Origin of the sequence: Mesorhizobium sp. CO1-1-11, from assembly GCF_020164995.1 — a bacterium.
Taxonomy (GTDB): Bacteria; Pseudomonadota; Alphaproteobacteria; order Rhizobiales; family Rhizobiaceae; genus Mesorhizobium; species Mesorhizobium australicum.
In genome coordinates this window covers 358,819-379,479 of the sequence record NZ_JAIUHE010000001.1, presented here as the reverse complement: position 1 = coordinate 379,479, position 20,661 = coordinate 358,819, and the positions used below count along the sequence as shown (strand labels likewise).

24 protein-coding genes are annotated in these 20,661 nt (G+C 64.0%); 10 read left to right on the top strand and 14 right to left on the bottom strand.

Annotated features, from left to right (window positions below):
* Positions 1–54 precede the first annotated feature (54 nt).
* Genes LB554_RS01820 through moaB form a run of 3 tightly spaced genes read left to right on the top strand, consistent with a single transcriptional unit; the run spans position 55 to position 1,710 of the window.
* Complete coding sequence (locus LB554_RS01820) at positions 55–240, top strand: membrane protein (protein WP_015318848.1); 186 nt, start codon at positions 55–57, stop codon at positions 238–240.
* A 5-nt stretch (positions 241–245) separates the two neighbouring features.
* Positions 246–1,169: a 4-(cytidine 5'-diphospho)-2-C-methyl-D-erythritol kinase gene (locus LB554_RS01815; RefSeq protein WP_224582915.1), complete on the top strand. Its 924-nt coding sequence runs from the start codon at positions 246–248 to the stop codon at positions 1,167–1,169.
* On the top strand, positions 1,156–1,710 hold the full coding sequence (gene moaB / locus LB554_RS01810; RefSeq protein WP_224582891.1) for a molybdenum cofactor biosynthesis protein B: 555 nt from the start codon (positions 1,156–1,158) through the stop codon (positions 1,708–1,710). The genes LB554_RS01815 and moaB overlap by 14 nt, the downstream gene beginning before the upstream one ends.
* Before the next feature lie 28 nt (positions 1,711–1,738).
* On the opposite strand, the gene LB554_RS01805 is transcribed toward moaB, so the two are convergent.
* Complete coding sequence (locus LB554_RS01805; protein ID WP_224582890.1) at positions 1,739–2,266, bottom strand: glycosyltransferase; 528 nt, start codon at positions 2,264–2,266, stop codon at positions 1,739–1,741.
* Between the two features lie 150 nt (positions 2,267–2,416).
* Between LB554_RS01805 and LB554_RS01800 the strand changes: the two genes are divergently transcribed.
* Entirely contained in the window at positions 2,417–3,571 is a 1,155-nt protein-coding gene (locus LB554_RS01800; protein ID WP_041163509.1) for a PA0069 family radical SAM protein, read from the top strand.
* Positions 3,572–3,723: 152 nt separating this feature from the next.
* Positions 3,724–4,419, top strand: a complete 696-nt coding sequence (locus tag LB554_RS01795) for a ribonuclease HII (RefSeq protein ID WP_224582888.1) — start codon at positions 3,724–3,726, stop codon at positions 4,417–4,419.
* Positions 4,420–4,547: 128 nt separating this feature from the next.
* On the opposite strand, the gene LB554_RS01790 is transcribed toward LB554_RS01795, so the two are convergent.
* The 7 genes from LB554_RS01790 to LB554_RS01760 all read right to left on the bottom strand — a co-directional run bounded on the left by LB554_RS01790 (position 4,548) and on the right by LB554_RS01760 (position 10,112).
* On the bottom strand, positions 4,548–5,039 hold the full coding sequence (locus LB554_RS01790) for a F0F1 ATP synthase subunit B (RefSeq protein WP_224582885.1): 492 nt from the start codon (positions 5,037–5,039) through the stop codon (positions 4,548–4,550).
* Positions 5,040–5,049: 10 nt separating this feature from the next.
* Complete coding sequence (locus LB554_RS01785; protein ID WP_224582883.1) at positions 5,050–5,649, bottom strand: F0F1 ATP synthase subunit B; 600 nt, start codon at positions 5,647–5,649, stop codon at positions 5,050–5,052.
* A 62-nt stretch (positions 5,650–5,711) separates the two neighbouring features.
* Positions 5,712–5,936: a F0F1 ATP synthase subunit C gene (locus LB554_RS01780; protein WP_013896722.1), complete on the bottom strand. Its 225-nt coding sequence runs from the start codon at positions 5,934–5,936 to the stop codon at positions 5,712–5,714.
* A gap of 66 nt (positions 5,937–6,002) precedes the next feature.
* A complete protein-coding gene (locus tag LB554_RS01775) occupies positions 6,003–6,761 on the bottom strand; it encodes a F0F1 ATP synthase subunit A (RefSeq protein ID WP_224582881.1) in 759 nt (252 codons plus the stop codon).
* An 85-nt stretch (positions 6,762–6,846) separates the two neighbouring features.
* On the bottom strand, positions 6,847–7,248 hold the full coding sequence (locus LB554_RS01770) for an AtpZ/AtpI family protein (RefSeq protein ID WP_224582879.1): 402 nt from the start codon (positions 7,246–7,248) through the stop codon (positions 6,847–6,849).
* 257 nt (positions 7,249–7,505) lie between these two features.
* Positions 7,506–8,687, bottom strand: coding sequence for a cell wall hydrolase (locus LB554_RS01765; protein ID WP_140715058.1), 1,182 nt, complete (start codon positions 8,685–8,687; stop codon positions 7,506–7,508).
* A 144-nt stretch (positions 8,688–8,831) separates the two neighbouring features.
* The gene (locus LB554_RS01760; RefSeq protein ID WP_224582877.1) at positions 8,832–10,112 is read right to left on the bottom strand and encodes an MFS transporter; all 1,281 of its coding nucleotides are present in this window, start codon (positions 10,110–10,112) and stop codon (positions 8,832–8,834) included.
* Positions 10,113–10,228: 116 nt separating this feature from the next.
* On the opposite strand from LB554_RS01760, the gene LB554_RS01755 reads away from it, so the two are divergent.
* Positions 10,229–11,149 (top strand): LysR substrate-binding domain-containing protein, encoded by a 921-nt coding sequence (locus tag LB554_RS01755; protein ID WP_140617334.1) that lies wholly within the window; start codon positions 10,229–10,231, stop codon positions 11,147–11,149.
* 38 nt (positions 11,150–11,187) lie between these two features.
* Here LB554_RS01755 and der read toward each other — a convergent pair whose 3' ends face one another.
* Together der and LB554_RS01745 are read right to left on the bottom strand one after the other, a co-directional pair.
* Positions 11,188–12,618 carry a ribosome biogenesis GTPase Der gene (gene der / locus LB554_RS01750; protein WP_224582875.1) on the bottom strand — a complete coding sequence of 477 codons (1,431 nt, stop codon included), beginning with the start codon at positions 12,616–12,618 and terminating at the stop codon, positions 11,188–11,190.
* Positions 12,619–12,679: 61 nt separating this feature from the next.
* On the bottom strand, positions 12,680–13,345 hold the full coding sequence (locus LB554_RS01745) for a tetratricopeptide repeat protein (RefSeq protein WP_224582873.1): 666 nt from the start codon (positions 13,343–13,345) through the stop codon (positions 12,680–12,682).
* Between the two features lie 259 nt (positions 13,346–13,604).
* On the opposite strand from LB554_RS01745, the gene LB554_RS01740 reads away from it, so the two are divergent.
* Positions 13,605–14,612, top strand: a complete 1,008-nt coding sequence (locus LB554_RS01740; RefSeq protein ID WP_224582872.1) for a polysaccharide deacetylase family protein — start codon at positions 13,605–13,607, stop codon at positions 14,610–14,612.
* A gap of 30 nt (positions 14,613–14,642) precedes the next feature.
* Here the strand turns inward: LB554_RS01740 and sbmA are convergent, their stop codons facing one another.
* The 3 genes from sbmA to LB554_RS01725 form a co-directional block, all read right to left on the bottom strand.
* Complete coding sequence (sbmA, locus tag LB554_RS01735; protein ID WP_015318863.1) at positions 14,643–15,902, bottom strand: peptide antibiotic transporter SbmA; 1,260 nt, start codon at positions 15,900–15,902, stop codon at positions 14,643–14,645.
* Positions 15,903–16,015: 113 nt separating this feature from the next.
* Complete coding sequence (locus LB554_RS01730) at positions 16,016–17,176, bottom strand: YbfB/YjiJ family MFS transporter (protein ID WP_224582871.1); 1,161 nt, start codon at positions 17,174–17,176, stop codon at positions 16,016–16,018.
* Between the two features lie 78 nt (positions 17,177–17,254).
* Positions 17,255–17,485 (bottom strand): hypothetical protein, encoded by a 231-nt coding sequence (locus LB554_RS01725; RefSeq protein WP_224582870.1) that lies wholly within the window; start codon positions 17,483–17,485, stop codon positions 17,255–17,257.
* A gap of 84 nt (positions 17,486–17,569) precedes the next feature.
* On the opposite strand from LB554_RS01725, the gene LB554_RS01720 reads away from it, so the two are divergent.
* The 3 genes from LB554_RS01720 to LB554_RS01710 are packed head-to-tail and all read left to right on the top strand — an operon-like array spanning position 17,570 to position 20,192.
* Positions 17,570–18,562 (top strand): LysR substrate-binding domain-containing protein, encoded by a 993-nt coding sequence (locus LB554_RS01720; protein WP_224582869.1) that lies wholly within the window; start codon positions 17,570–17,572, stop codon positions 18,560–18,562.
* Positions 18,559–19,815, top strand: a complete 1,257-nt coding sequence (locus LB554_RS01715) for an aminopeptidase (RefSeq protein WP_140823357.1) — start codon at positions 18,559–18,561, stop codon at positions 19,813–19,815. The genes LB554_RS01720 and LB554_RS01715 overlap by 4 nt, the downstream gene beginning before the upstream one ends.
* Positions 19,816–19,838: 23 nt before the next feature.
* Entirely contained in the window at positions 19,839–20,192 is a 354-nt protein-coding gene (locus LB554_RS01710; protein ID WP_224582868.1) for a DUF488 domain-containing protein, read from the top strand.
* 97 nt (positions 20,193–20,289) lie between these two features.
* Here the strand turns inward: LB554_RS01710 and LB554_RS01705 are convergent, their stop codons facing one another.
* The gene (locus LB554_RS01705; protein ID WP_224582867.1) at positions 20,290–20,640 is read right to left on the bottom strand and encodes an ArsC family reductase; all 351 of its coding nucleotides are present in this window, start codon (positions 20,638–20,640) and stop codon (positions 20,290–20,292) included.
* Positions 20,641–20,661: the final 21 nt, after the last annotated feature.

Below are 20,661 nucleotides of genomic sequence, written 5' to 3'. Positions count from 1 at the left end.
GCCCGAAAGACCCGACCGGCCGGTCTTACCGGCCCAGCGTGGTAGGAGTTTGACATGCCGCAGCTCATTTTTTTCGCCGTCGTCGGCGTCGCCGCCTATTTCGGTTACCGCACCTTCGTGCGCGAGGCTGAACGCGTGACGGCCAAGGTGCGGCGCACCGAAAAACAGGCGGCCAACGGCGCGATGGGAACGCTGGTCAAAGATCCGCAGACCGGCGAATACCGGCTGGCCAAGGACTGACCCTCATTTCACTCGCAATCGAGACTGCGGAATCCGGTCAGCGTGTCCGGACATGGGCCGCACCCGCCAAGATAAACCTAGCTTTGCACGTCACCGGCAGGCGCGCCGACGGCTATCATCTCATCGAAAGCCTGGCTGTGTTCACGCGCTTTGGCGACAGGATTGAGATCGCGCCGACCGACGCCGATGAGTTCAGCGTGTCCGGCCGCTATGCGGCGGACGTACCGCTCGATGGCGGCAATCTTGTGCTGAAGGGCCGCGACGCCCTGCGGCAGGCCGCCGGCGTTCGGAGCACGCCGCCGGTAAGCATCAGGCTCGAAAAGAACCTTCCGGTCGCATCCGGCGTGGGCGGAGGGTCGAGCGACACGGCGGCCGTGCTGCGCGGGCTGACCGAGAGCTGGGGGCTGGAGCTCGACAGCGCCGAACTGGCGCGGATCGGTCTTTCGCTTGGCGCCGATGTGCCGATGTGCCTGGCGGCAAAGCCGCTGGTCGCGCGCGGCATCGGTGAGGAACTGTCGATGGTGCCGGATTTTTCAGCACTGGGTCTCGTGCTGGTCAATCCGGGCGTGCCGGTCTCGACGACGGAAATCTTCGCCGCACTCTCCCGTCGCGATAATGAGCCGCTGCCGCCGCTGCCGCGCAGCATCGATTTTCACAGCCTGCGCAACTGGCTGGAAATCACCCGCAACGATCTCGAGCGGCCAGCCCTTGCGATGCAGCCCGCCATCGGCAGGGCGCTTTCATGGCTTGATAAGGCCGGATCGGGCTTTTCACGAATGTCCGGATCGGGCGCGACGTGCTTCGGCCTGTTCGAGACCGGCAATGTCGCCAAGCGCGCGGCGGCCGAGATCCGCGGCCGCCAGCCCGACTGGTTCGTCGCGGCAACGCGCAGCATGGCGTCGGAGGCTGGGCGAGATGGCCAGAATTGACGAGAGCCGTGCCTTCATTCCGGTGCGCATCGCGGTGCTGACTGTTTCCGACACACGCAGTCTGGCCGACGACAAATCCGGCCAGACACTGGCCGATCGCATTACCAAGGCCGGCCACATCCTGGCCGCCCGCGATATCGTCACCGACGACCGCGAAAAAATCCGCGACACCGTTCTGGCGTGGTCGCGGGACAAGGCCGTCGACGTCGTGATCACCACTGGCGGAACCGGTTTTACCGGACGCGATGTGACGCCCGAGGCGCTGGAGCCGATCTTCGAAAAGCGCATGGACGGCTTTTCGGAAGTGTTCCACCGCATTTCCTATGACAAGATCGGCACCTCGACGATCCAGAGCCGGGCGACCGGCGGTGTCGTCAACGCCACTTTCGTCTTCGTGCTGCCGGGCTCGCCCGGCGCCTGCAAGGACGCCTGGGACGGTATCCTCGAGCCACAGCTCGATTACCGGCACATGCCCTGTAACTTCGTCGAGATCATGCCGCGCCTGGACGAACATCTGCGGCGCGGCAAATCGGCGTCGTAAGCAACGCCACGCAGAGCCGTTGCAAAAATCACCCCCGAGAGCGGTGCTGCTGCTTCGGCTGCGCTGGCCAGATTTCGGCGTCGAGCCGCCTGGTCGCCAGCCCGCGCGCTAAGGCCTCGGCGGTGCCGTCATTCTTGGACAGCGACGCCGCCTGTCGCTTGCTGATCACCAGTCCGTCGGCGAGCGCGCGGTTTGCCGAAAAGACCCGGGCCAGGAACGGTGGACGGCTGCCCCGCGCCCGCGAGAACCGGGCCGCCATTGTCTGCCTGGCCGTATGGGCGACGACGGCGTCGATCCAGCCCTCCACCAGCCTCGCACCCGGTTCGAGAAACAGAAGCCAGTCACCCTTGGCCTGGCGGATGCCGGCGGCGATGCCCCCGCTCCCCACATAGTGGCAGCCGGCATGCTCGGCGACGCGATGCGTCTGGTCGCTGGAGCCCGTGTCGCAGACGACAACCTCGCGCACCACGCCCTCGACCGCGCCGCCAATCAGCGTCGACAGCGTACGGGCGAGACCCTCCTCGTTATTGTGCGTTTCAATCAGAACACTGAGCATGGTTAGCCGAATAGCGGAAAGCGTTGGTCGGCGCCAGTTTTTGCAGCGCACCATAGAAAGTTCTTGATTTGTTCTCATCGACAAAATAGGAATAGTTTCATGAGCAGAGCGATTCGACACAACATGGACAGTCCCTGGGAGCGGGCGAAGATGGAACCGATCATGCGCGCCGACATTGCAGCCTTCGGAGCAGGGCGAGCCGAAATGGCCAACGCGATGATCGAGCAGAGCGGCATGCGGGTCCGTCCGGACCGCAACCGCGGCCGGTCGGCAGGCATCAATCCGTCCGGCCGGTTCGAACCTGTCAGCCGGCATGTCTTCGACGACGGCTGGAGTTCGCTGGAGGAACTTCCTCCCTTCAAGACCGAGGTGCAGGTCGAAAAGCCGCGCACCATCATCACCCGCAACGAATCGCCCGACATCTCCTTCGACCGGTCGATCAATCCCTATCGCGGCTGCGAGCACGGTTGCGTCTATTGCTTCGCGCGGCCGACACACTCGTTCATGGGCCTGTCGCCGGGCCTGGACTTCGAATCCAAGCTGTTCGCCAAGCCCGACGCGGCACGCCTGCTCGACAAGGAATTGTCAAAGGATGGCTACCAGCCGCGCACCATCGCCATCGGCACCAACACCGATCCCTACCAGCCGATCGAGAAGCAGTACCGGATCATGCGCGAAATCCTCGAAGTGCTGGAGGCGCGCGGCCACCCGGTCGGCATCGTCACCAAGTCAGCCCTGGTCGTGCGCGACATCGACATTCTGTCGCGCATGGCGGAGCGGGGCTTGGCCAAGGTGGCGCTGTCGGTGACGACGCTTGACCGCATGCTGGCTAGGACGATGGAACCTCGGGCATCGACGCCGACCAAGCGGCTGGAGGCGATCAGGCAGCTTTCGGATGCCGGTATCCCCGCTTCGGTGATGGTGGCGCCGATCATTCCGGGCCTGACCGACCAGGAGATGGAACGCATCCTCGACTCGGCGCACCATGCCGGGGCGCGCGAGGCCGGCTACGTGGTGCTGCGCCTGCCGCTGGAGGTCAGCCCGATCTTCAAGGACTGGCTGCTGCGCCACTATCCCGACCGCTACCGCCACGTCATGTCGCTGGTCCGTTCGATGCGCGACGGCAAGGACTACGATTCGGAATGGGGCAAGCGCATGAAGGGCGCCGGACCCTATGCCTGGCAGATCGGCCGGCGCTTCGAAATCACCGCAAAGCGGCTCGGCCTCAATGCCGAGCGGCGTACGCTGCGGACCGATCAGTTCGTCGCTGCCGGCAAGGACCAGGAGCAGTTGATGCTGCTCTGAACCGAAAATCGCCTCGGCTGTTCATTGCCGCCGTGGCAAAGAAACCCCGTCCGGCCTGCCCCGGCCTGCAGACGGTGCCCTCCCGGTCCGGCGCCCCACCCGACCCGGAGGGACTTGCGGAGAATCGGAGCCGATGCGAACCTCGCCGCAACATGGCTCGCGCGCGTTCTGATTCTCCGCCTCTCTTCGAAATCGTCGAGAAACCCGATTTCTCCTTCGAGACGAAGGCGATGGCCGATGGTTTGTGGCCGGTCGCCGGGATGGACGAAGCCGGTCGCGGCCCGCTCGCGGGTCCCGTGGTCGCGGCGGCAGTGGTGCTCGACCCCGCCAATATTCCCGAGGGTCTCGACGATTCCAAGCGGCTTAGCCACCTGCAGCGCGAAGCGCTTTTCCTGCACATCATCGGCTCCGCTCTCGGCGTCTCGATGGCTTCGATCAGCGCCGAGGGCATCGATGGCAGCAACATCCTCAAGGCGAGCCTCGAAGCGATGCGCCGCGCACTGGTCGGGCTGCCGGTGCAGGCTAAGCTCGCGCTCGCCGATGGGCGCGACGTGCCGCCGGGATTGCCCTGCGAGGGGCGCGCGCTGATCAAGGGCGACCAGCGCTCCCAATCGATCGCCGCAGCCTCGATCGTCGCCAAGGTCATGCGCGACCGCATGATGCGCGGCTGCGGCAATCATCACGGCCGCTACGGCTTCGAAATCCATATGGGCTACGCCACGGTCCGGCACCGCACGGCGATCGAGGCGCATGGGCCAGTGGCTCGGCTGCATCGCACCTCGTTCGCGCCGTTCCGGCTGGGCGGGACTGAAGTGGTTGAGGAAGAGAGCTTGGCCGGGCTGGAGTAGGGCGACGGCAGTGGCAATGCCGATCTTCCCTCGTGGGGGAGATCGGCAGCTTCGACGCTCCGCGCTTTCCCGAACGAAAAAAGCCGCCGGGTTGCCCGGGCGGCTTCATGCCAGCGACCGAAGAACGCTCAGTTCAGCTTGGCTTTCACATCCTGCAGCGCGGACCTGAACAGGTCGGCTCCGGCCTTGGCGTCAACCTTGGCGGCGAGCAATGCGCGTGCCGCCTCGACGGCTATGTCGACGGCGCTGGCGCGCACTTCGGCAACCGCGTCACGCTCGGCTTGTCCGATCTTCTGCTCGGCAAGCGCGGTGCGCCTGGCGACGTAATCCTCGGTCTTCTTGTGGGCGTCGGCAGCCAGCAGTCCGGCCTCGCGCTTGGCGGCCGCTACAATGTCGGCGGCCTCCTGCTCGGCTTCCTTGCGCTTCTTCTTGTATTGGCCGAGCAGTTGCTGGGCTTCGTCGCGCAGCTTGCGGGCCTCGTCGAGTTCACTGCTGATCCTGGCGGCGCGGGCGTCCAGCGCCTTGGCGATCATGCCGGGCACCTTGATGTAGATGGCGATGGCCAGGAAGATGATCAGGGCAATGGTGGCCCAGAGCGTTGCGAGAGATGTAGCGTCCATGATGCGCTCCTCACCGGGCCACGGATTTGACCGCGGCCGCGATCTCGGCCTTGCTGGCCTTGCCGCCAACGAGTGCCTCGACGATCGCCGAAGCGGTATCCTCGGCGATGCTGCCGACTTCCTTCATGGCGTTGGCCTTGATGGAAGAAATGCGTGCCTCGGCCTCGCCAAGCTTCTCATCGAGCGCGGCCTCGATCTTCTTGCGCGCGGCGTCGGCTTCCGCCTTCGCCGCATCGCTGGCCTGCTGACCGATCGAGTTCGCGTTCTTCTTGGCTTCCGCCAGTTCCTGTTCGTAAGCGGCAACGGCGGCGTCGGCCTCGCCCTTCAACTTGGCCGCCTGGTCGAGATCCTGGCTGATGCGGTCGTTGCGGACATCGATGATGCCGCCGACGCGCGGCATCACGACCCGCTTCAGGAACAGGTAGAACAGCCCGAACGTGATCGCCAGCCACAGAAGCTGCGACGGAAACGTCTCCGGATTGAATGGCGGAAACGTGCCGTGCGCTTCGGCAGGCACGCTGGTGCCGGAATGCGTGTCGCCTCCGGTCGCAGCGTGGCTGGTGTCGGCGGCAGGCGCGGACTCTTGCGCGAAGGCAGATGTCACGAACATGGACTATCCCCAGATATCAGGCCCGCCGCTTGCGCGGCCGGCCTGTCCAATCTTCTCAGTACTCAGCCGAACAGGGCCAACAGCGCGATGAGAAGCGAGAAGATGCCCAGAGCTTCGGTCACGGCGAAGCCGAAAATCAGGCGGCCGAACTGGCCGTCGGCGGCCGACGGATTGCGCAGCGCGCCCGAGAGGTAGCTGCCGAAGATGTTGCCCAGGCCAATGCCCGCGCCACCCATGCCCAGGCAAGCGATGCCGGCGCCGATGTACTTTGCTGCTTCTGCGTCCATTTGTTCAACTCCTTTGGATCTGAAAATTCCGTTGCTATTCCATCCGGCGTCGTGCCGGAAACCTGATTAGTGCGAAGGATGGAGGGCGTCGTTGAGATACATGCAGGTCAGCACCGCAAAGACATAGGCCTGCAACAGCGCCACCAGCAATTCGAGCGCCGTCAACGCCACCGCCATGGCCAGCGGCAGAATCGAACCCGCAATGCCGAGCGCACCCAGCGCACTGAGGCTGACCACAAATCCCGAAAAAACCTTCAGCGTGATGTGGCCGGCGAGCATGTTTGCGAACAGACGAACCGAGAGGCTGACCGGGCGCGACACGAAGGAAATCACCTCGATCGGAACGACAAGCACCATCATCAGGAGGGGCACGCCCTTCGGCACGAACAGCTTCAGGAAGCCAAGGCCATGCTTCATGAATCCATAGACGATCACGGTGCCAATCACCATGATGGCCAAACCGAAGGTGACGATGATGTGGCTGGTGATGGTGAAGAAATACGGGAACAGGCCGAGCAGATTGGCGACCAGCACGAACATGAACAGCGAGAACACGAAGGGGAAGAATTTCATGCCCTGCGTGCCGGCGGCATCGCGCAGCATGTTGCCGACGAACTCATAGGCCATTTCGGAGACCGACTGCAGCCGGCCGGGGACCAGGCTGCGGCTCGACGTCGTCAGAAACAGGAAGGCCGCGGCAATGATCACGGTCGCGACCATGAACAGCGCGGAATTGGTGAAGGACAGATCATAGCCGCCGATCTCGATCGGAACCAGCTTGATGATATGGAACTGGTGGATCGGATCGACCTTGTCAGCTGCCACGTTCAAACCCCGTCAATGCCGCGTACGGCTAAATTACCATTGCCGCATGGAAGGCGGCTATTTCCAAATGCCGCCTGAAGGGCGGTCATTTGCTGTCGTCCAGGTCGCGGCGCGACTTCGCACCTTGTCCGAATTCCGCCACAACGCCAGCTGAACGCATGACATTGAGCACGCCGGCGCCAAAGCCAAGCAGCAGGAAAACGATCAGACCCCACGGCGATGTCCCCGCCATACGGTCGATGATCCAGCCGATGCCGGCGCCTACCACCACCCCGGCGATAAACTCGCTGGATAGTTTGATCGCCTGACCGTATCCGGTCACTGGTTTCGCGTCGTCTTTCCCCTCGAGCCGGTTCGGCAGCCTTGTCGCAAGCGATGCTCCAAGTTCACGCCGACGTCGCTCAAGATCGTCGTCGCGGATTTCGGGGTCATGCTGCTTGCCGCGGCCGGTTTCTCCGGTTCCGTCTGGCCTGTTTTTCTCGGCCATCGCAACCCCCCTGCCCGGGCAGACCGTCACCGTCCGTCCGCTTCTAAAGTCGCCGGCAACATAGTTAGAGGGTTTGCGCCCGTCAAGCCACGGAGGGAAGTTCCGCGCTGTGTATTTTAGATAGCAAAATCAAACGGTTACAAAGGTGCGACATCGTGCCCTTTGCGATAGGCGGGATGCGCCGCGCGAATCCCCGCGACAATGGCTCTCCGATCGACCGTGCGACCGCGCGAAAAGACGGGCGGGCGGCGGACCGTTCAGCTCCAGCCACCACCATAGGTCCGGTAAAAGATATGCAGGCCGATCTTGGTCATCTTCTGCATCGTGCGCGCCCAGCCGGGATGGACGTAATTGGCATAGTAGTGGGTCGACGATCCAACTTCCGGAATGAAGATCTTGCCGGCGGTGACGGCCATGCCGACATCCTGAGCGGTCTTGTAGGCGACCGGATTGTCGATGCGCTTCTTCCTGCCGTCGCAGGCGAAGGAGAACTGGCAGCGGTTGAACCAGCTGTCGTTCTGGTAGACGACGCCGCAGATGGAATTGGGATAGGCGGGGTTGCGGACCCGGTTGAGGATCACCTGGGCGACGGCGGCCTGACCGCGCACGGCTTCGCCGCGGGCCTCGAAATAAATGCCGTTGGCCAGGCACTTCTGCTCCGGCTTGGAGAAGACGCTGGCCGGAAGCGGATTCTGGATCCATGAATGGTCGCCCTTGGCCATCGGCGGAATGAAGCGGCCGCTGTTGGGCTCTTCATCCTGAAGCAGGGCTTCAAAGGGCGAAGCCTTGGCATAGTCCGGCGCGGATTGCGCATAGGCGGTCGCCAGCACATCGGGATGGTCGTTGTTGACCAGGGCCGCAAGCATGGCCGGCACGCCGGGATCCGGCTTCTTGTCCTCACGCGCATGGAATGCCGCGGCGATCTGGATTTCCTTGCCTTTGATCCGCGGCTTGGCGAAGGCCATTTTCAGATCGCCGTCCATGCTCGGCCGCATCAGCGAGGAGGTCCGCTGGAAGATCGAGCCGGCATTGAAGTTCTTCGGTGGCGCCACGGGAGAGACCTGGACGATGCGGCCCTTCTTGTCGGCGCGCACGACGCGATCCTCGTCGGGCGACCCGCTGACCTTGCCGCCCTTGCCGCGAAACGAGACGGCGCCGACACCGGGAAGGCGAACACCGGAACCCGAGATCGAGCTGGTGATGTCGGAATCGACGAACGGCATCTCGGCGGCGTGGACCGAACCGGCGACGGATTTCTCGACATAGGAATTCCAGCGCGTGGTCGGCGATTCAAGGCCGGAAACGAGGCTGGTCATGTCTTGGTAGGCAGCGACGGTCGGAAAGCCGATCCAGATACCGAGACCAATGATGAACGGAGACACAAGGCTGCGTTTCTCACCGGCGACGGCCATCAGCCGCTTCAAGACACGTCGATGCACGGAACTCTCTCCAGGAACGCAACTGACCCCACTGGAGAGCAAAATGATGCATTAACCTTGATGGGACGTTAACGAGGTCGGTCAGGTTTTCTCGGTCGGCTAGAGGTCGTGGGTTCGAAGTCGGGCGATTTTGCGGCGGGAGGCTCAGGTCCGCCGCAGGAAGATCGGCCAGGCGACCAGGGCGCAGGCGGCTGCCGACAGCCACACGCCGGGCCATGACCAGAGGTGCAGCAGCCCTGGAATGGCCACCGGAACCAGGAAGAAGCCGACGAAGACAAAGCTGTTGGCAAGGCTGAGTGCGGTTCCGACATGGCCTGCACCGGCAAGCGTGGCAAGCTCGGTATAGGCAACGCCGTGCCAGGCGGAGACCGAGATGCCGGCAACGACAAGCACCAGGGGCAGGACAGCGATCAGGAAAGGTTGGCTGCAAGGCGTTGCGGGAGCGGCCAGAACCAGCAACCAGAGCACCACGAAGGCCAGCGCGCTCAGCGCACTGCACAAGCGAAGAAATTGACGGCGGTTGCCGTGGCGGTCGGTAAAGCGGCCGCTCCAGACGCGCATGACCATGGCGCCGACCTGTACAGCGGCGAGGCTGGCGCTGATCGCCGTCGTGCCAAGCCCGGCAAAGTCGTGCAGGAACACCGATGCGAAAGTGAGGACCGCCACCTGCGGAAAGCAGAGCAGGCCGATGGCGGTCGAGATGCGCCAGACCTCGATGTTGCGCAACGGTGCCGGTCCGGCCACATCAGATGAGACGGCGTCGCCCGCCATCGGCGGTTCGTGCAGCCAACGCCAGGCGAACAGGGCGGAGAGAGCGGATGCCGCCGCCAGAAGCCCGAACACCGCGGCGAAACCGAAAGCCAGGGCAAGCGAAGGCAGGACGAGCGCGCCAAGGCCGCCACCAAGCGGCACCGCCGTCTGCCGGATGCTCATGGCAAAACCACGCTCATTCTGCCGGAACCAGGCCATGATTGCGCGGCCGCTCGAGCCATTGACACTGCCGCCGAGCAATCCCGTGACGAGCAGGCTTGCCGCCAGCAACGTGACATCGGGAATGCTTGAGCTTGTCGGCACGACGAGCATCGCCATCGCAAGCAGCCAGGCCGCCGTTGCACCGAGGCCGATCAGAAGCACGCGGCGATCCCCCCAGCGGTCGGTGAGCAGGCCCCATGGCAGCTCACTGAGCGCAACCCCCAGTCCAAGAAGACCGAGGGCCAGGCCAAGCTCGGCATTGCTCAAATGATAGCCCTGGCGAAGCACGACCGCCGTTGCCGGTATGCCGGAGAAAGTGGCCGAGAAACCGGCATTCGCGGCAACCCCGATGCCAAGAACCTTCCAGCGGTGGTTGGGGCCGAAGGTCCGGCCGGCCGCGGCGATGCCTCGCCCGGATAGCTGGCAATCGTTGCGAATGACGGTGGCAGACATGATTCCATTCCCGTGACGCCGGCCGAGCGGCCTTGACGGGAGGCATATAGCGCCATAGCTTCATCCATAAAATCAGGAATATTTTGATCAATAATCCTGAAAATAGGGATGATCTTATGCGCCGCGTCACCTTCGATCTCGACGTGCTGAGGACTTTCGTCACCGGCATGGAACTGGGAAGTTTTGCGAGGGCAGCTGAGCGGCTTGGCCGCTCGACCTCCGCCGTCAGCGCGCAGCTGAAGAAACTGGAAGAGCAGGCCGATACGCCGATCTTCCGCAAAGCGGGGCGCGGCCTGTCACTGACCGAAGCCGGCGAGACGATGCTCGGCTATGCGCGGCGCCTGATCGAGCTCAATGACGAGGCCGCCCTGGCAATCCGCGACATCGAACTGGAGGGCTGGGTGCGGCTCGGCCTGCAGGAGGATTTCGGCGAGGCCGTGTTGCCGGAAGTGCTCGGTCGCTTCGCTCGCGCCCACCCTAAGGTTCGGATCGAAGCACGGATTGGACGTAGCCACGAATTGGCCGAGCGTGTCCTCTCCGGCAACCTCGACATTGCGCTCGCCTGGCATGATGGTACGACGCTGCCGTATAGCCGGCATGTCGCCGACGTGCAGGCGCGCTGGATCGGCCCGTCGAAACCGATGGAGGCGGGCCCCCACGATGGCGAGGCGCTGCAGCTGGTCGTGTTCGAGGCGCCTTGCCTGCTGCGCACCGTGGCGACCGAGACGCTGGATCGTGCCGGGCGGCCCTGGCGGATGGCGTTCTCCAGCCCCAGCCTTGGCGGCATATGGGCTGCGGTGGCGGCGGGCCTCGGGCTGACGATCCGCACCGATATCGGCCTGCCCGCGAATGTCCGGGCGCTCGCGCCCGGAATGCTAGGACTGCCGCCGCTGCCGAAGATGGCGCTGCATCTGCATCAGAAGGACGCCGAGCTCGATCCGGTCGCGGCGCGGCTGGCCGGCATCCTGCTGCAATCGGCGTTCGAAGCGTTGCCCGAGGGCGCCGAAATGAAAGAGAACCTGCTGAAAGTCGCTTAGCCGCAGCTCTCGGCGGAGGGGGTCGCCGCTCCCTATCGTCAACGCTTCTTCGCGCGGCCGGCGAACGGATTGTCCGAAGTACGCAGCGCGATGCGGATCGGCACGCCCGGCATGTCGAAGGCTTCGCGCAGGCTGTTGGAGAGATAGCGGACATAGCTTTGCGGCATCGCGTCCGGCCGCGAACACTGGACCACGAAGCCCGGCGGCCGGGTCTTGGCCTGGGTGACGTATTTGACCTTCAGCCGGCGCCCGGCGACGGCAGGCGGCGGGTGATGCGTCAGGATGGCTTCAAGCCAGCGGTTGAGCTTGCCGGTCGAAACACGGCTGTTCCAGACCTTGTGCGTCTTCAACACCGCATCCATCAGCTTGTCCAGGCCGCGTCCGGTCTCGGCCGAGACCGGCACGGCCTGGATGCCGCGCGCCTGCGGCAACAGCCGCTCGGTCTTCTCGCGCAGTTCGGCCAACAGTTCCTGCGGGTTGTCGATCAGGTCCCATTTGTTGAAGGCGATCACCGGTGCCCGGCCCTCGCGGATGATCAGATCGGCGATCTGCAGGTCCTGCTTTTCGAAGGGAATGGTGGCGTCGAGTACGATGATGACGATCTCGGCGAAACGGATGGCGCGCAGGCCATCCTGCACCGACATCACTTCCAGCTTTTCGTGGATCCTGGCCTTGCGGCGCATGCCGGCGGTGTCGAACAGTTTGATGCGGCGGCCGCGCCAGTCCCAGTCGACTGAAATGGAATCGCGGGTGATGCCGGCTTCCGGTCCGGTCAGCAGCCGCTCCTCGCCGATCAGCGCGTTGATCAAGGTCGATTTGCCGGCGTTCGGCCGGCCGACGACGGCGATGCGCATCGGCTTGGTGTCGTCATAGGATGGCTCGGCGTCCGGATCGGCGATGTCCTCGCCGATCAGCACCTCGCTGGCGGCGGCCTCTTCGTCGTCTGTATCCTCGTCTTCACCGAAGGCGCGCGCCTCGCCGAGCGCTTCGATCACGGCGTCGCGCAGGTCGGGCATGCCCTGGCCGTGCTCGGCAGAAACCGGGATCGGTTCGCCAAGGCCAAGTTCCCAGGCCTCCAGCATGCCGCCCTGGGCGCCCTTCGCCTCGGCCTTGTTGGCGACCAGCACGACCGGCTTTCCGGATTTTCGCACGATCTCGGCAAAGGTCCTGTCATCCGGCAGCAGGCCGGACTTGGCGTCGATGGTGAAAAAGATCAGATCCGCCTCGCGGATGGCGATTTCGGTCTGCGCGCGCATGCGGCCTGGCAAGGTCGAAGCGCCGGCGTCCTCGAAGCCCGCGGTATCGATGACATCGAAATGCAGATCGTAAAGCTTGGCGGCGTGGACGCGGCGGTCGCGGGTGACGCCCGGCGTGTCGTCGACAAGCGCCAGCTTTCTTCCCACCAGCCGATTGAAAAGCGTCGACTTGCCGACGTTAGGTCTGCCGATGATGGCGACTTTGAATGTCATCCGGCCCTACATCTTCCACGCATGTCGTGGTGCCAAACCGCTGCGCGCCTTGGGCAACGGGTCACGATGCGCTGCCCGACCCGCGGATCAGCTCGGACATCAAGGTCGCCCGCTCGCGCGTGTTGCGCGGGGCGCCATCATCGGCGGCGATCTGGTCGAACAGCTTCAGCGCATCCTGGGTCTTGCCTTCCTTCCAGGCGGCAAGGCCAAGCGCCTCGCGCGCGCTGTGGCGCAGCGTGTTGGTGTCCGATGTCAGCGCCTCGACGCGGCTCGACACGTCGGCGAAGGAGCCATGATCGACGAGCAGGAACGCCGCCCTCAGCCGCGCCATGTCGCGCAGGCCCTGGGGAATGGCGGTGTCGGCGGCGACATCGTCGAAGTCCTTGACGGCGCCAGCGACGTCGCCCTTGTTGGCCTTGACGGTCGCGGCGCGCATGCGGGCGAGCAGCGGATAGGCGCCGTAGCCATCCTTTTCCAGCTGATCGAGCGCGGCCAGCGCGTCATCGTTCTTACCGTCGTTGGCGAGCTTCAGCGCCTGCGAGAAGGCATCGCCGGAGCGATTGGCGCGCGTCTCGTCCCAATAGCGATAGCCGACGAAGGCCGCGGTGCCGAGCACCACAAGCACCGCAATGACAAGCAAGGCCGGGCCAAAACGGTCCCATAGCTTCTGCGCCTGCTCGCGACGCATCTCATCATTGACTTCGCGAATAAAACTGTCGTCGGACATCAATCAAACCATTCCTGCCCCGGGCCGGGGCGGTTCATGAGCCCGCGTTTTAGCGAAATTTTGTCGGCATGGAAGGGGTTCGGCCGGAAAATCGGCTATTCCCGGGGCAAACAAATGTTTGTCCCCGGCAAACAACTGTTTGTCCCCCGGGCAAACCAATGTTTGTCCCCGGGGGCAAACCCACGAAAACCCAATCCCACCGGCGCCACATTTGCGCGATAGCCGGCTTGCCGACCACCCGGAGCCCGTGAATTTGCCGATGCCTTGTTTGTCCCGCGTTGTTTTGTTCTCGCTTGCCTCACTCGCCACCGCCGGCGTGGCCCTGGCCGATCCGCCCGCGCCACCAGCACCGGCAAGGCCGAAGCAGATCGTGATCATCTCCTTCGACAGCGCGCGCGACATCTCGCAGTGGAAGCGCAGCCGGGCGCTGGCCCAGCGCACCGGCGCACATTTCACCTATTTCCTGTCCTGCGTCTTCCTGCTGTCGCCCGACACACGCGGCCAATACACCGCGCCGGGCAAGACGGCGGGCAAATCCAACATCGGCTTCGCCGCCTCCAGGCAGGACGTGGCAGAGCGGCTGGAACAGATCGGCCTCGCCGCCCATGAGGGTCACGACATTGCCAGCCACGCCTGCGGCCATTTCGACGGCAAGGACTGGAGCAAGGCCGACTGGCTGAAAGAGTTCGCCTCCTTCGAGCACATTTTCGAGAACGCCTATGCGATCAACGGCATTGCGCCCGAGCCCGAGGGCTGGCGGGAATTCGCGCGGCATGCGGTGGCGGGTTTCCGGGCGCCGTATCTGTCGACTGGCAAAGCGCTTTACGAGGCACTCCCGGCAGCCGGTTATCGGTTCGACGCCAGCGGCGTTTCAATGGGTCCTGCCCTGCCGCCGACCGTTGGCGGCATCACCCACTTTTCCCTGCCGCAGATTCCGGAAGGGCCGAAATCACGCCCGGTGATCGCCATGGACTACAATCTGTACGTCCGCCATTCCGGCGGCTTCGAGCGGCCGAGCAACGCCGGGGAGTTCGCGGACCGGACCTATCAGGCGTTTCGCGCCGCCTTCGACGCGCAATATCGGGGCAAGCGCGTTCCGCTGGAACTCGGCTTCCACTTCACGCTGATGAATGACGGCGCCTACTGGAATGCGCTGGAGCGTTTTGCCGGCGAAGTCTGCGTCAAATCAGATATCGAGTGCATCAGCTTTCGAGATTACATCTCGCGGCAGGATGGCGGCCAGAAGCAGGCGCCGGTTGGCGGCTGAGCCGCCAACCGGCGTTTCGTCAGAGCATCCCTAGGCCGGATCCCCGGCCCCTTGCCTTGCCAGATAGCGCTGGTCGATATCGGGCAACGGCTCGCCTTGCAGCGTCGCCTCGAAGGCGCGCAGGCGTTTGTGCACCGATTGCAGCTCGACGATGGTCGACCATGAGGTAAGCAGGAACTGCAGCGAACCCGTCACCTTGCCGAACGCGTTCGATATCTGGTTCAGCGCGCCGAACGTTATCTTGTGCGCGACCAGCGACGGACCCAGGATCAGCAGCGAGAAAATGTTGTCGGCCTGCAGGTAGGTGTACCGGACGACGTTGAAATAGATGTAGTGGAAATAGAGCCGGAAATAATTGTGCCGCACATTGGCGAACAGCTCGGCGGTGGTGGCGGGTTGCGCCCTGTCCGCATGATCCTCGCCATAGACCAGCTCCTTGCGGTAAGCGGCTTCGACGCGCTGGTTGCGGAACTGCAGGCCGGGAAGCTTCATGCCGGCAATCATCACCGAGATCGTGCCGAACAGACACCAGGCAAGTGCCGCGACCACCAATGGCTGCGGGATCGCGCCGATGATCGGCAGTTCGCTGATATGGGCCTGCAACTGGATCATCACCGGCAGGAAGGCGATCAGGGTCATGATCGACTGGACAAAGCTGGAACCGAGATCCTCCATGATCTGCGAGAACCGCATCGTATCTTCCTGGATGCGCTGCGAAGCGCCCTCGATATGGCGCAGCCTGCTCCAGTTCTCGATAAAGTAGTTGTTCATGGCTGTGCGCCAGCGGAAGATCCAATGGCTGACGATAAAGGCGTTGACCACCTGCACGTTCATGCCGACCAGGGCCAGCCATGAGAAGTCGGCCAATCCGGTGTAGAACTCGGCGTTCGTCGACTTTCCGGTCCCCGACATCAGCCCCTGTACATAGTCGAAGAACGGGCCGTACCACGCGTTGACGGCGACGCTTACCTGCACGTTGAAATAGATGAAGAACAGGATGACCGCCGTCATCAGGATCGACCAGCGCTGCCATGGGTGCGGCGAATACCAACTCCAGAACGCGTAGAAGATGGCCACGCAAAGCGTGAAGTAGATATAAAACCAGAGGAATGGCTTCGATACGAGAATGGCGATGCCGATGATGGGTGGCGCTCCGGGAGCAGCAGGCGGCATGCCGAAAACCGCTCCCAATTGCTCCCCGCCGAAAAACCAGAACAGGATTGCCGCAAGGCTCCAGATGGCGGCCGAAGAGAAGAACAGCTTCGGCTGCGGGAAGAAGGATACGAACACTGTGGCGAATTCCTCGATCGATGCGCAAATCAGCAGGTTTGAGCCGGCATAAGGTCACACATTAGGGGGAAAGAAAATGCCTGCCCAATGCCGGTGCAGAGCAAGACCACAAATCATGGCGATTTTGGCGCAGCCGACCATGTGACGGCGCCGGAGACGACCAGGACGGCCGCGGCGACGATCGAGGCGAGGAAGAAATCGCCCGATGCCTGCGCCAAAAGCCCGGCCGCGATCGGGCCGATGATCTGGCCAAGGCCGAAGGAGGCGGTCATCAGGGCAAAGATGCGCCGGGGCGACGCTGGGGCCTGCTGCCTGGCGGCCTGCAGGCCAAGCGCCGTGATGGCAATGAACGTGCCGCCGAGCAGCACGCCGCCAAGTAGCGGCCCCATGCGGCCGCCGGTGGCGACGCTCGCCGTAACGCCGACAACTTCGACGAAGCATCCCAAGGCATAGGCGGCATAAAGCCCGATCCGCGCCGCTATCTTCTGCCACAGCCAGACCGAAGGGAAACCGGCAAGGCCGGCAACCATCCACACCACGGCCTCGAAGACGCGGCTGCCGCCGCCTTGGCGGACGATGGCGACGAGGAAGGTCGCCGTCACCACATAGCCAAAACCGAACAGGCCATAGGCGACGATCACCTTCATCAGCGACCGATCCTTCGGCAGCGCCGGTTCACGGCGGACCTCGCCATTGATGAGCGGACCCTGGTTCACCAGCAGCGCCACGGCGACGAAGCCGCCAGCCGAAATCGCCCCCGACCACAGCCAGCCCTGCGCCCAGCCGGCATGCTCGGTGACCAGCACCGCCATCATCGCCGCCGATATCGCTATGCCGAGGCCGACGCCGCCGAAATGCCAGGCCTGCAGGTCGCCGCGCCCGGCGGCCGCGATATGGCTGAAAACGATGCTGGCCATGAACACCATGACGAAAGCGCTCGCCAGACCGGCCAGAAAACGAATGGCGACGAAGGCGGCCATAGCGTCGGTCAGCCCCATCGAGGCGGCCAGCACGGCGCTGGCACCGAGGGCGCCCAGCATCAGCAAACGCTCGCGTCCATGTGCCCAGCTGCCCGCCGCCGCCAACGCGCCAACGAGATAGCCTAGATAATTCGCCGAGGCGATCCAGCCGGCATTGGCCGGCGACAGATGCAGTTCCTCCATCATGCCAGGCAGGATCGGCGTGTAGACGAAGCGGCCGATGCCCATGGCAACTGCCATGGCGATCATGCCGGCGAAGGCGTAACGCAGCGCTGTCGATTGGGGCGAAGTCATTGCAGTGCACAATAGATGTGCGAGCGGGTGAAACAATCCGCCTCGTGTTGGGCCAGTGCCCGGATCGCGATCGCGCGCTCAGCAGCGATCGCCGAAACCGGCGCTCGGTGAAATGGTCTCATACGCGGTCCGGCGCGCCGTCAACCGGAACGGCACATCACCGAGTTCGCGCTCCGACATTACATCCAGCGCGGGATGGGCAAGCGGATCGGTCAGCCAGCTCAGCGTATCGAAGTCGCAGCGCGTGTCATCCGGCGAAGTGGCCGCCACCAGGGCCTTCAGCAACATGCTCAGCATTTCCGGCTCCATGGGGCCTGTTTCCACCGACAAGGTCTGCCGTTTCGATATCGCTTTCAATTGAGATTTCGGCCGGATCGGTTTAGAAAATCTCAAATGGCCATGCTCAACCGCGTTCACCTCAACGGCCTTCGCGCCGTGGAAACCGTCGCCCGTCTCGGCTCGCTCGCCGCCGCCGCCGGCGAACTCAATGTTTCCGTCAGCGCCGTAAGCCAGCAGATCAGCCGCACCGAAAAACAGCTCGGCCAGGCACTGTTCGAGCGCACGACAAGCGGCCTCGTACTGACCGAATTCGGCGCCGTCTTCGCGGCCCGCCTTGGCGCTGGATTTCGCGAGCTTGCCCAGGCCGTGGCACTGGCCGACGAAGCCAGCCAGTGCACATTGGTCGTTTCGGCGGCACCGGCCTTTGCCTCTAAATGGCTGCTGCCACGGTTGGCGCGGCACTTCGACCGGCATCCCAACGTGCTGCTGCGTATCGACGCTTCAGTGCGGCTGGCCAATCTCGATCACTCGGACGTCGACGTTGCCATCCGGCTTGGCGACGGCAAATGGCCGGGTGGAAAGGCGGAGCTGCTCTTGGCGCAGGAAGTCTTCCCGGTCTGCGCGCCCGGGATTGCCAGAAAACTAACGTCGATCGGCGACCTCGCCCAGACCTGCGCCATCACCGACGAGCGGGCGATGATCAACTGGGAAAGCTGGTTCGCGGCCGCCGGCGTTCAACCCGTTACCTTCCAGAAAGGCGCGAGCTTCACCGACCCGATGCTGTGCCTGGAATCGGCGATCGCCGGCCATGGCGTTATGCTCGGCTGGCAATTGCTTACGGCCGATGCACTGGCCGACGAGCGCCTGGTGGCGCCGTTCGGAATCCGCGCCCAGAGCGGCCTCGGCTATTGGCTGGTGACCTCCGCCACCAAGGCCGAGAGCCGCAAGGTCCGGGACTTCATGATCTGGATCAAGGAAGAGATCGCGGCGACGATGGCGCGGTTCGGATCGTCGGTCGCGGAGCCCAGCGGCACGATCGCGGTGGAAAGCACCGCGGCACCGGTCTATGTTCAATCGGACATCCCAAGACGACAGGCAGGATCATGACCACACATTCGCGCGGCGTTTCCGCAACGATCGACCCGGTGAAGCTCGACAGGCTGGCGGAAGTCGCCATCAAGGTGGGGCTGCAATTGCAGCCCGGACAGGACCTGGTGCTGACATCGTCGATCGCGGCCCTGCCGCTGACCAGGCGCATCGTCGAACACGCCTACAAGGCCGGTGCCGGGCTGGTGACGCCGATCTTCAACGATGACGAGATGACGCTGGCGCGCTACCGCTTCGGCGCCGATGCTGGCTTCGACCATGCCGCCGGCTGGCTCTACGAAGGCATGGCGAAGGCCTTCTCCAACAACGCAGCCCGGCTTGCCGTGCGCGGCGAGGATCCGTCGCTCCTGTCGGCGCAGGATCCGGCGAAGGTGGCGCGCGCCAACAAGGCCAATTCGATGGCCTACCAGCCGGCGCTGGAGAAGATCACCGGCTTCGACATCAACTGGAACATCGTCGCCTATCCGGATCTGGCCTGGGCCAGGCAGGTTTTCCCCGGCGATGCCGACGACGTGGCGGTGGCGAAGCTCGCCGACGCCATCTTCGCCGCCTCGCGGGTGGATGTGGAAGACCCGATCGGCAACTGGACGGCGCATAATGCGGCGCTGCGCGGCCGCACCGAATGGCTCAACGGCCATGATTTCCATGCCCTGCATTTCGCTGGACCGGGCACCGACCTGACGGTCGGGCTGGCGGATGGCCATGAGTGGATGGGCGGCGCCTCGACCGCCAAGAACGGCATCACCTGCAATCCCAACATCCCGACCGAGGAAGTTTTCACCACTCCGCATGCGCGGCGCGTCGAGGGCCATGTCTCCTCGACCAAGCCGCTGTCCTACCAAGGCACGCTGATCGACGACATCTCGGTGCGCTTCGAGAGCGGCAGGATCGTCGAGGCCAAGGCGTCGAAAGGTGAGGACGTGCTGAAGAAGGTGCTCGACACCGACGAGGGCGCGCGTCGGCTGGGCGAAGTGGCGCTGGTACCGCATTCCTCGCCGATCTCGGCCAGCGGCCTGTTGTTCTTCAACACGCTGTTCGACGAAAACGCGGCCTGCCACATCGCGCTCGGCCAATGCTATTCGAAATGCTTCGTCGACGGCGCCTCGCTCAGCCCTGACGAAATCGCGGCGCGCGGCGGCAACAAGAGCTTCATCCATATCGACTGGATGATCGGGTCGGACAAGATCGACATTGACGGCGTCGCCAAGGATGGCAGCCGCGTGCCGGTGATGCGCAAGGGCGAGTGGGCCTGAGGGGTTCGGCGTAGGGAGGTCGAATGGCTTTCGACCTGATGGTCAAGCGGATTTACGAACCGCCCGCTGCCGATGACGGGCAGCGGGTGTTGGTTGATCGCATCTGGCCGCGCGGCGTCAGCAGGGAGCATGCCGCGCTGGCACTGTGGCTGAAGGAGATCGCGCCGAGCGACGAGTTGCGGAAGTGGTTCGGGCACGAGCCGGCACGTTGGGTGGAATTTCGGAAGCGGTACGGGGCTGAGCTCGACGGGAATGGTGAGGCGGTTGCGCAGCTGCGCGGCTTGCTTGGCGAGGGCAAGGTAACGCTGCTCTATGGCGCGCATGACGAGGCGCACAATAATGCGGTGGCGCTGGCGGAGTATTTGAGCGCGAGTTGAGGCGCTCGGACCTTCGCAAACAGGCGGGACAGCGCCCCCCTGTCCTGCGGGACATCTCCCCCACCAGGGTGGAGATCGGACGGCGCGACGCTTCCGCCTACTTCCCCACCGTCTGCTCATAAACCTCCGGCTTGAAGCCAACCACCACCCGATCGCCGACCTCAAGCACCGGCCGCTTGATCATCGTCGGCTTGGCCAGCATCAGCGCTTTCGCCTTCTTCTCGTCGAGGCCTTGCCTGTCCGCCTCCGGCAGTTCGCGAAACGTCGTGCTGCCCTTGTTGAGCAGCTTTTCCCAACCGACCTTGCCGACCCAGCCATTCAGCTTGCCCGCCTCGATCCCTTCTGCCCGATAGTCGTGGAAACGATAGGGAAGATCATGGCTCTCCAGCCAGACGCGCGCCTTCTTGATCGTGTCGCAATTGGTGATGCCGTACATGGTGATCGTCAAAGTGCTCTTCCCTTGGGCTGA

Excerpts from the sequence above, each read along its gene's own strand:
- LB554_RS01820 (WP_015318848.1), top strand. The coding sequence starts at position 55 with ATGCCGCAGCTCATTTTTTTCGCCGTCGTCGGCGTCGCCGCCTATTTC.
- moaB (WP_224582891.1), top strand. The coding sequence starts at position 1,156 with ATGGCCAGAATTGACGAGAGCCGTGCCTTCATTCCGGTGCGCATCGCG.
- LB554_RS01805 (WP_224582890.1), bottom strand. The coding sequence starts at position 2,266 with ATGCTCAGTGTTCTGATTGAAACGCACAATAACGAGGAGGGTCTCGCC.
- LB554_RS01800 (WP_041163509.1), top strand. The coding sequence starts at position 2,417 with ATGGAACCGATCATGCGCGCCGACATTGCAGCCTTCGGAGCAGGGCGA.
- LB554_RS01795 (WP_224582888.1), top strand. The coding sequence starts at position 3,724 with ATGGCTCGCGCGCGTTCTGATTCTCCGCCTCTCTTCGAAATCGTCGAG.
- LB554_RS01790 (WP_224582885.1), bottom strand. The coding sequence starts at position 5,039 with ATGGACGCTACATCTCTCGCAACGCTCTGGGCCACCATTGCCCTGATC.
- LB554_RS01785 (WP_224582883.1), bottom strand. The coding sequence starts at position 5,649 with ATGTTCGTGACATCTGCCTTCGCGCAAGAGTCCGCGCCTGCCGCCGAC.
- LB554_RS01780 (WP_013896722.1), bottom strand. The coding sequence starts at position 5,936 with ATGGACGCAGAAGCAGCAAAGTACATCGGCGCCGGCATCGCTTGCCTG.
- LB554_RS01770 (WP_224582879.1), bottom strand. The coding sequence starts at position 7,248 with ATGGCCGAGAAAAACAGGCCAGACGGAACCGGAGAAACCGGCCGCGGC.
- LB554_RS01760 (WP_224582877.1), bottom strand. The coding sequence starts at position 10,112 with ATGTCTGCCACCGTCATTCGCAACGATTGCCAGCTATCCGGGCGAGGC.
- LB554_RS01755 (WP_140617334.1), top strand. The coding sequence starts at position 10,229 with ATGCGCCGCGTCACCTTCGATCTCGACGTGCTGAGGACTTTCGTCACC.
- der (WP_224582875.1), bottom strand. The coding sequence starts at position 12,618 with ATGACATTCAAAGTCGCCATCATCGGCAGACCTAACGTCGGCAAGTCG.
- LB554_RS01745 (WP_224582873.1), bottom strand. The coding sequence starts at position 13,345 with ATGTCCGACGACAGTTTTATTCGCGAAGTCAATGATGAGATGCGTCGC.
- LB554_RS01740 (WP_224582872.1), top strand. The coding sequence starts at position 13,605 with ATGCCTTGTTTGTCCCGCGTTGTTTTGTTCTCGCTTGCCTCACTCGCC.
- LB554_RS01730 (WP_224582871.1), bottom strand. The coding sequence starts at position 17,176 with ATGACTTCGCCCCAATCGACAGCGCTGCGTTACGCCTTCGCCGGCATG.
- LB554_RS01725 (WP_224582870.1), bottom strand. The coding sequence starts at position 17,485 with ATGGAGCCGGAAATGCTGAGCATGTTGCTGAAGGCCCTGGTGGCGGCC.
- LB554_RS01720 (WP_224582869.1), top strand. The coding sequence starts at position 17,570 with ATGGCCATGCTCAACCGCGTTCACCTCAACGGCCTTCGCGCCGTGGAA.
- LB554_RS01715 (WP_140823357.1), top strand. The coding sequence starts at position 18,559 with ATGACCACACATTCGCGCGGCGTTTCCGCAACGATCGACCCGGTGAAG.
- LB554_RS01710 (WP_224582868.1), top strand. The coding sequence starts at position 19,839 with ATGGCTTTCGACCTGATGGTCAAGCGGATTTACGAACCGCCCGCTGCC.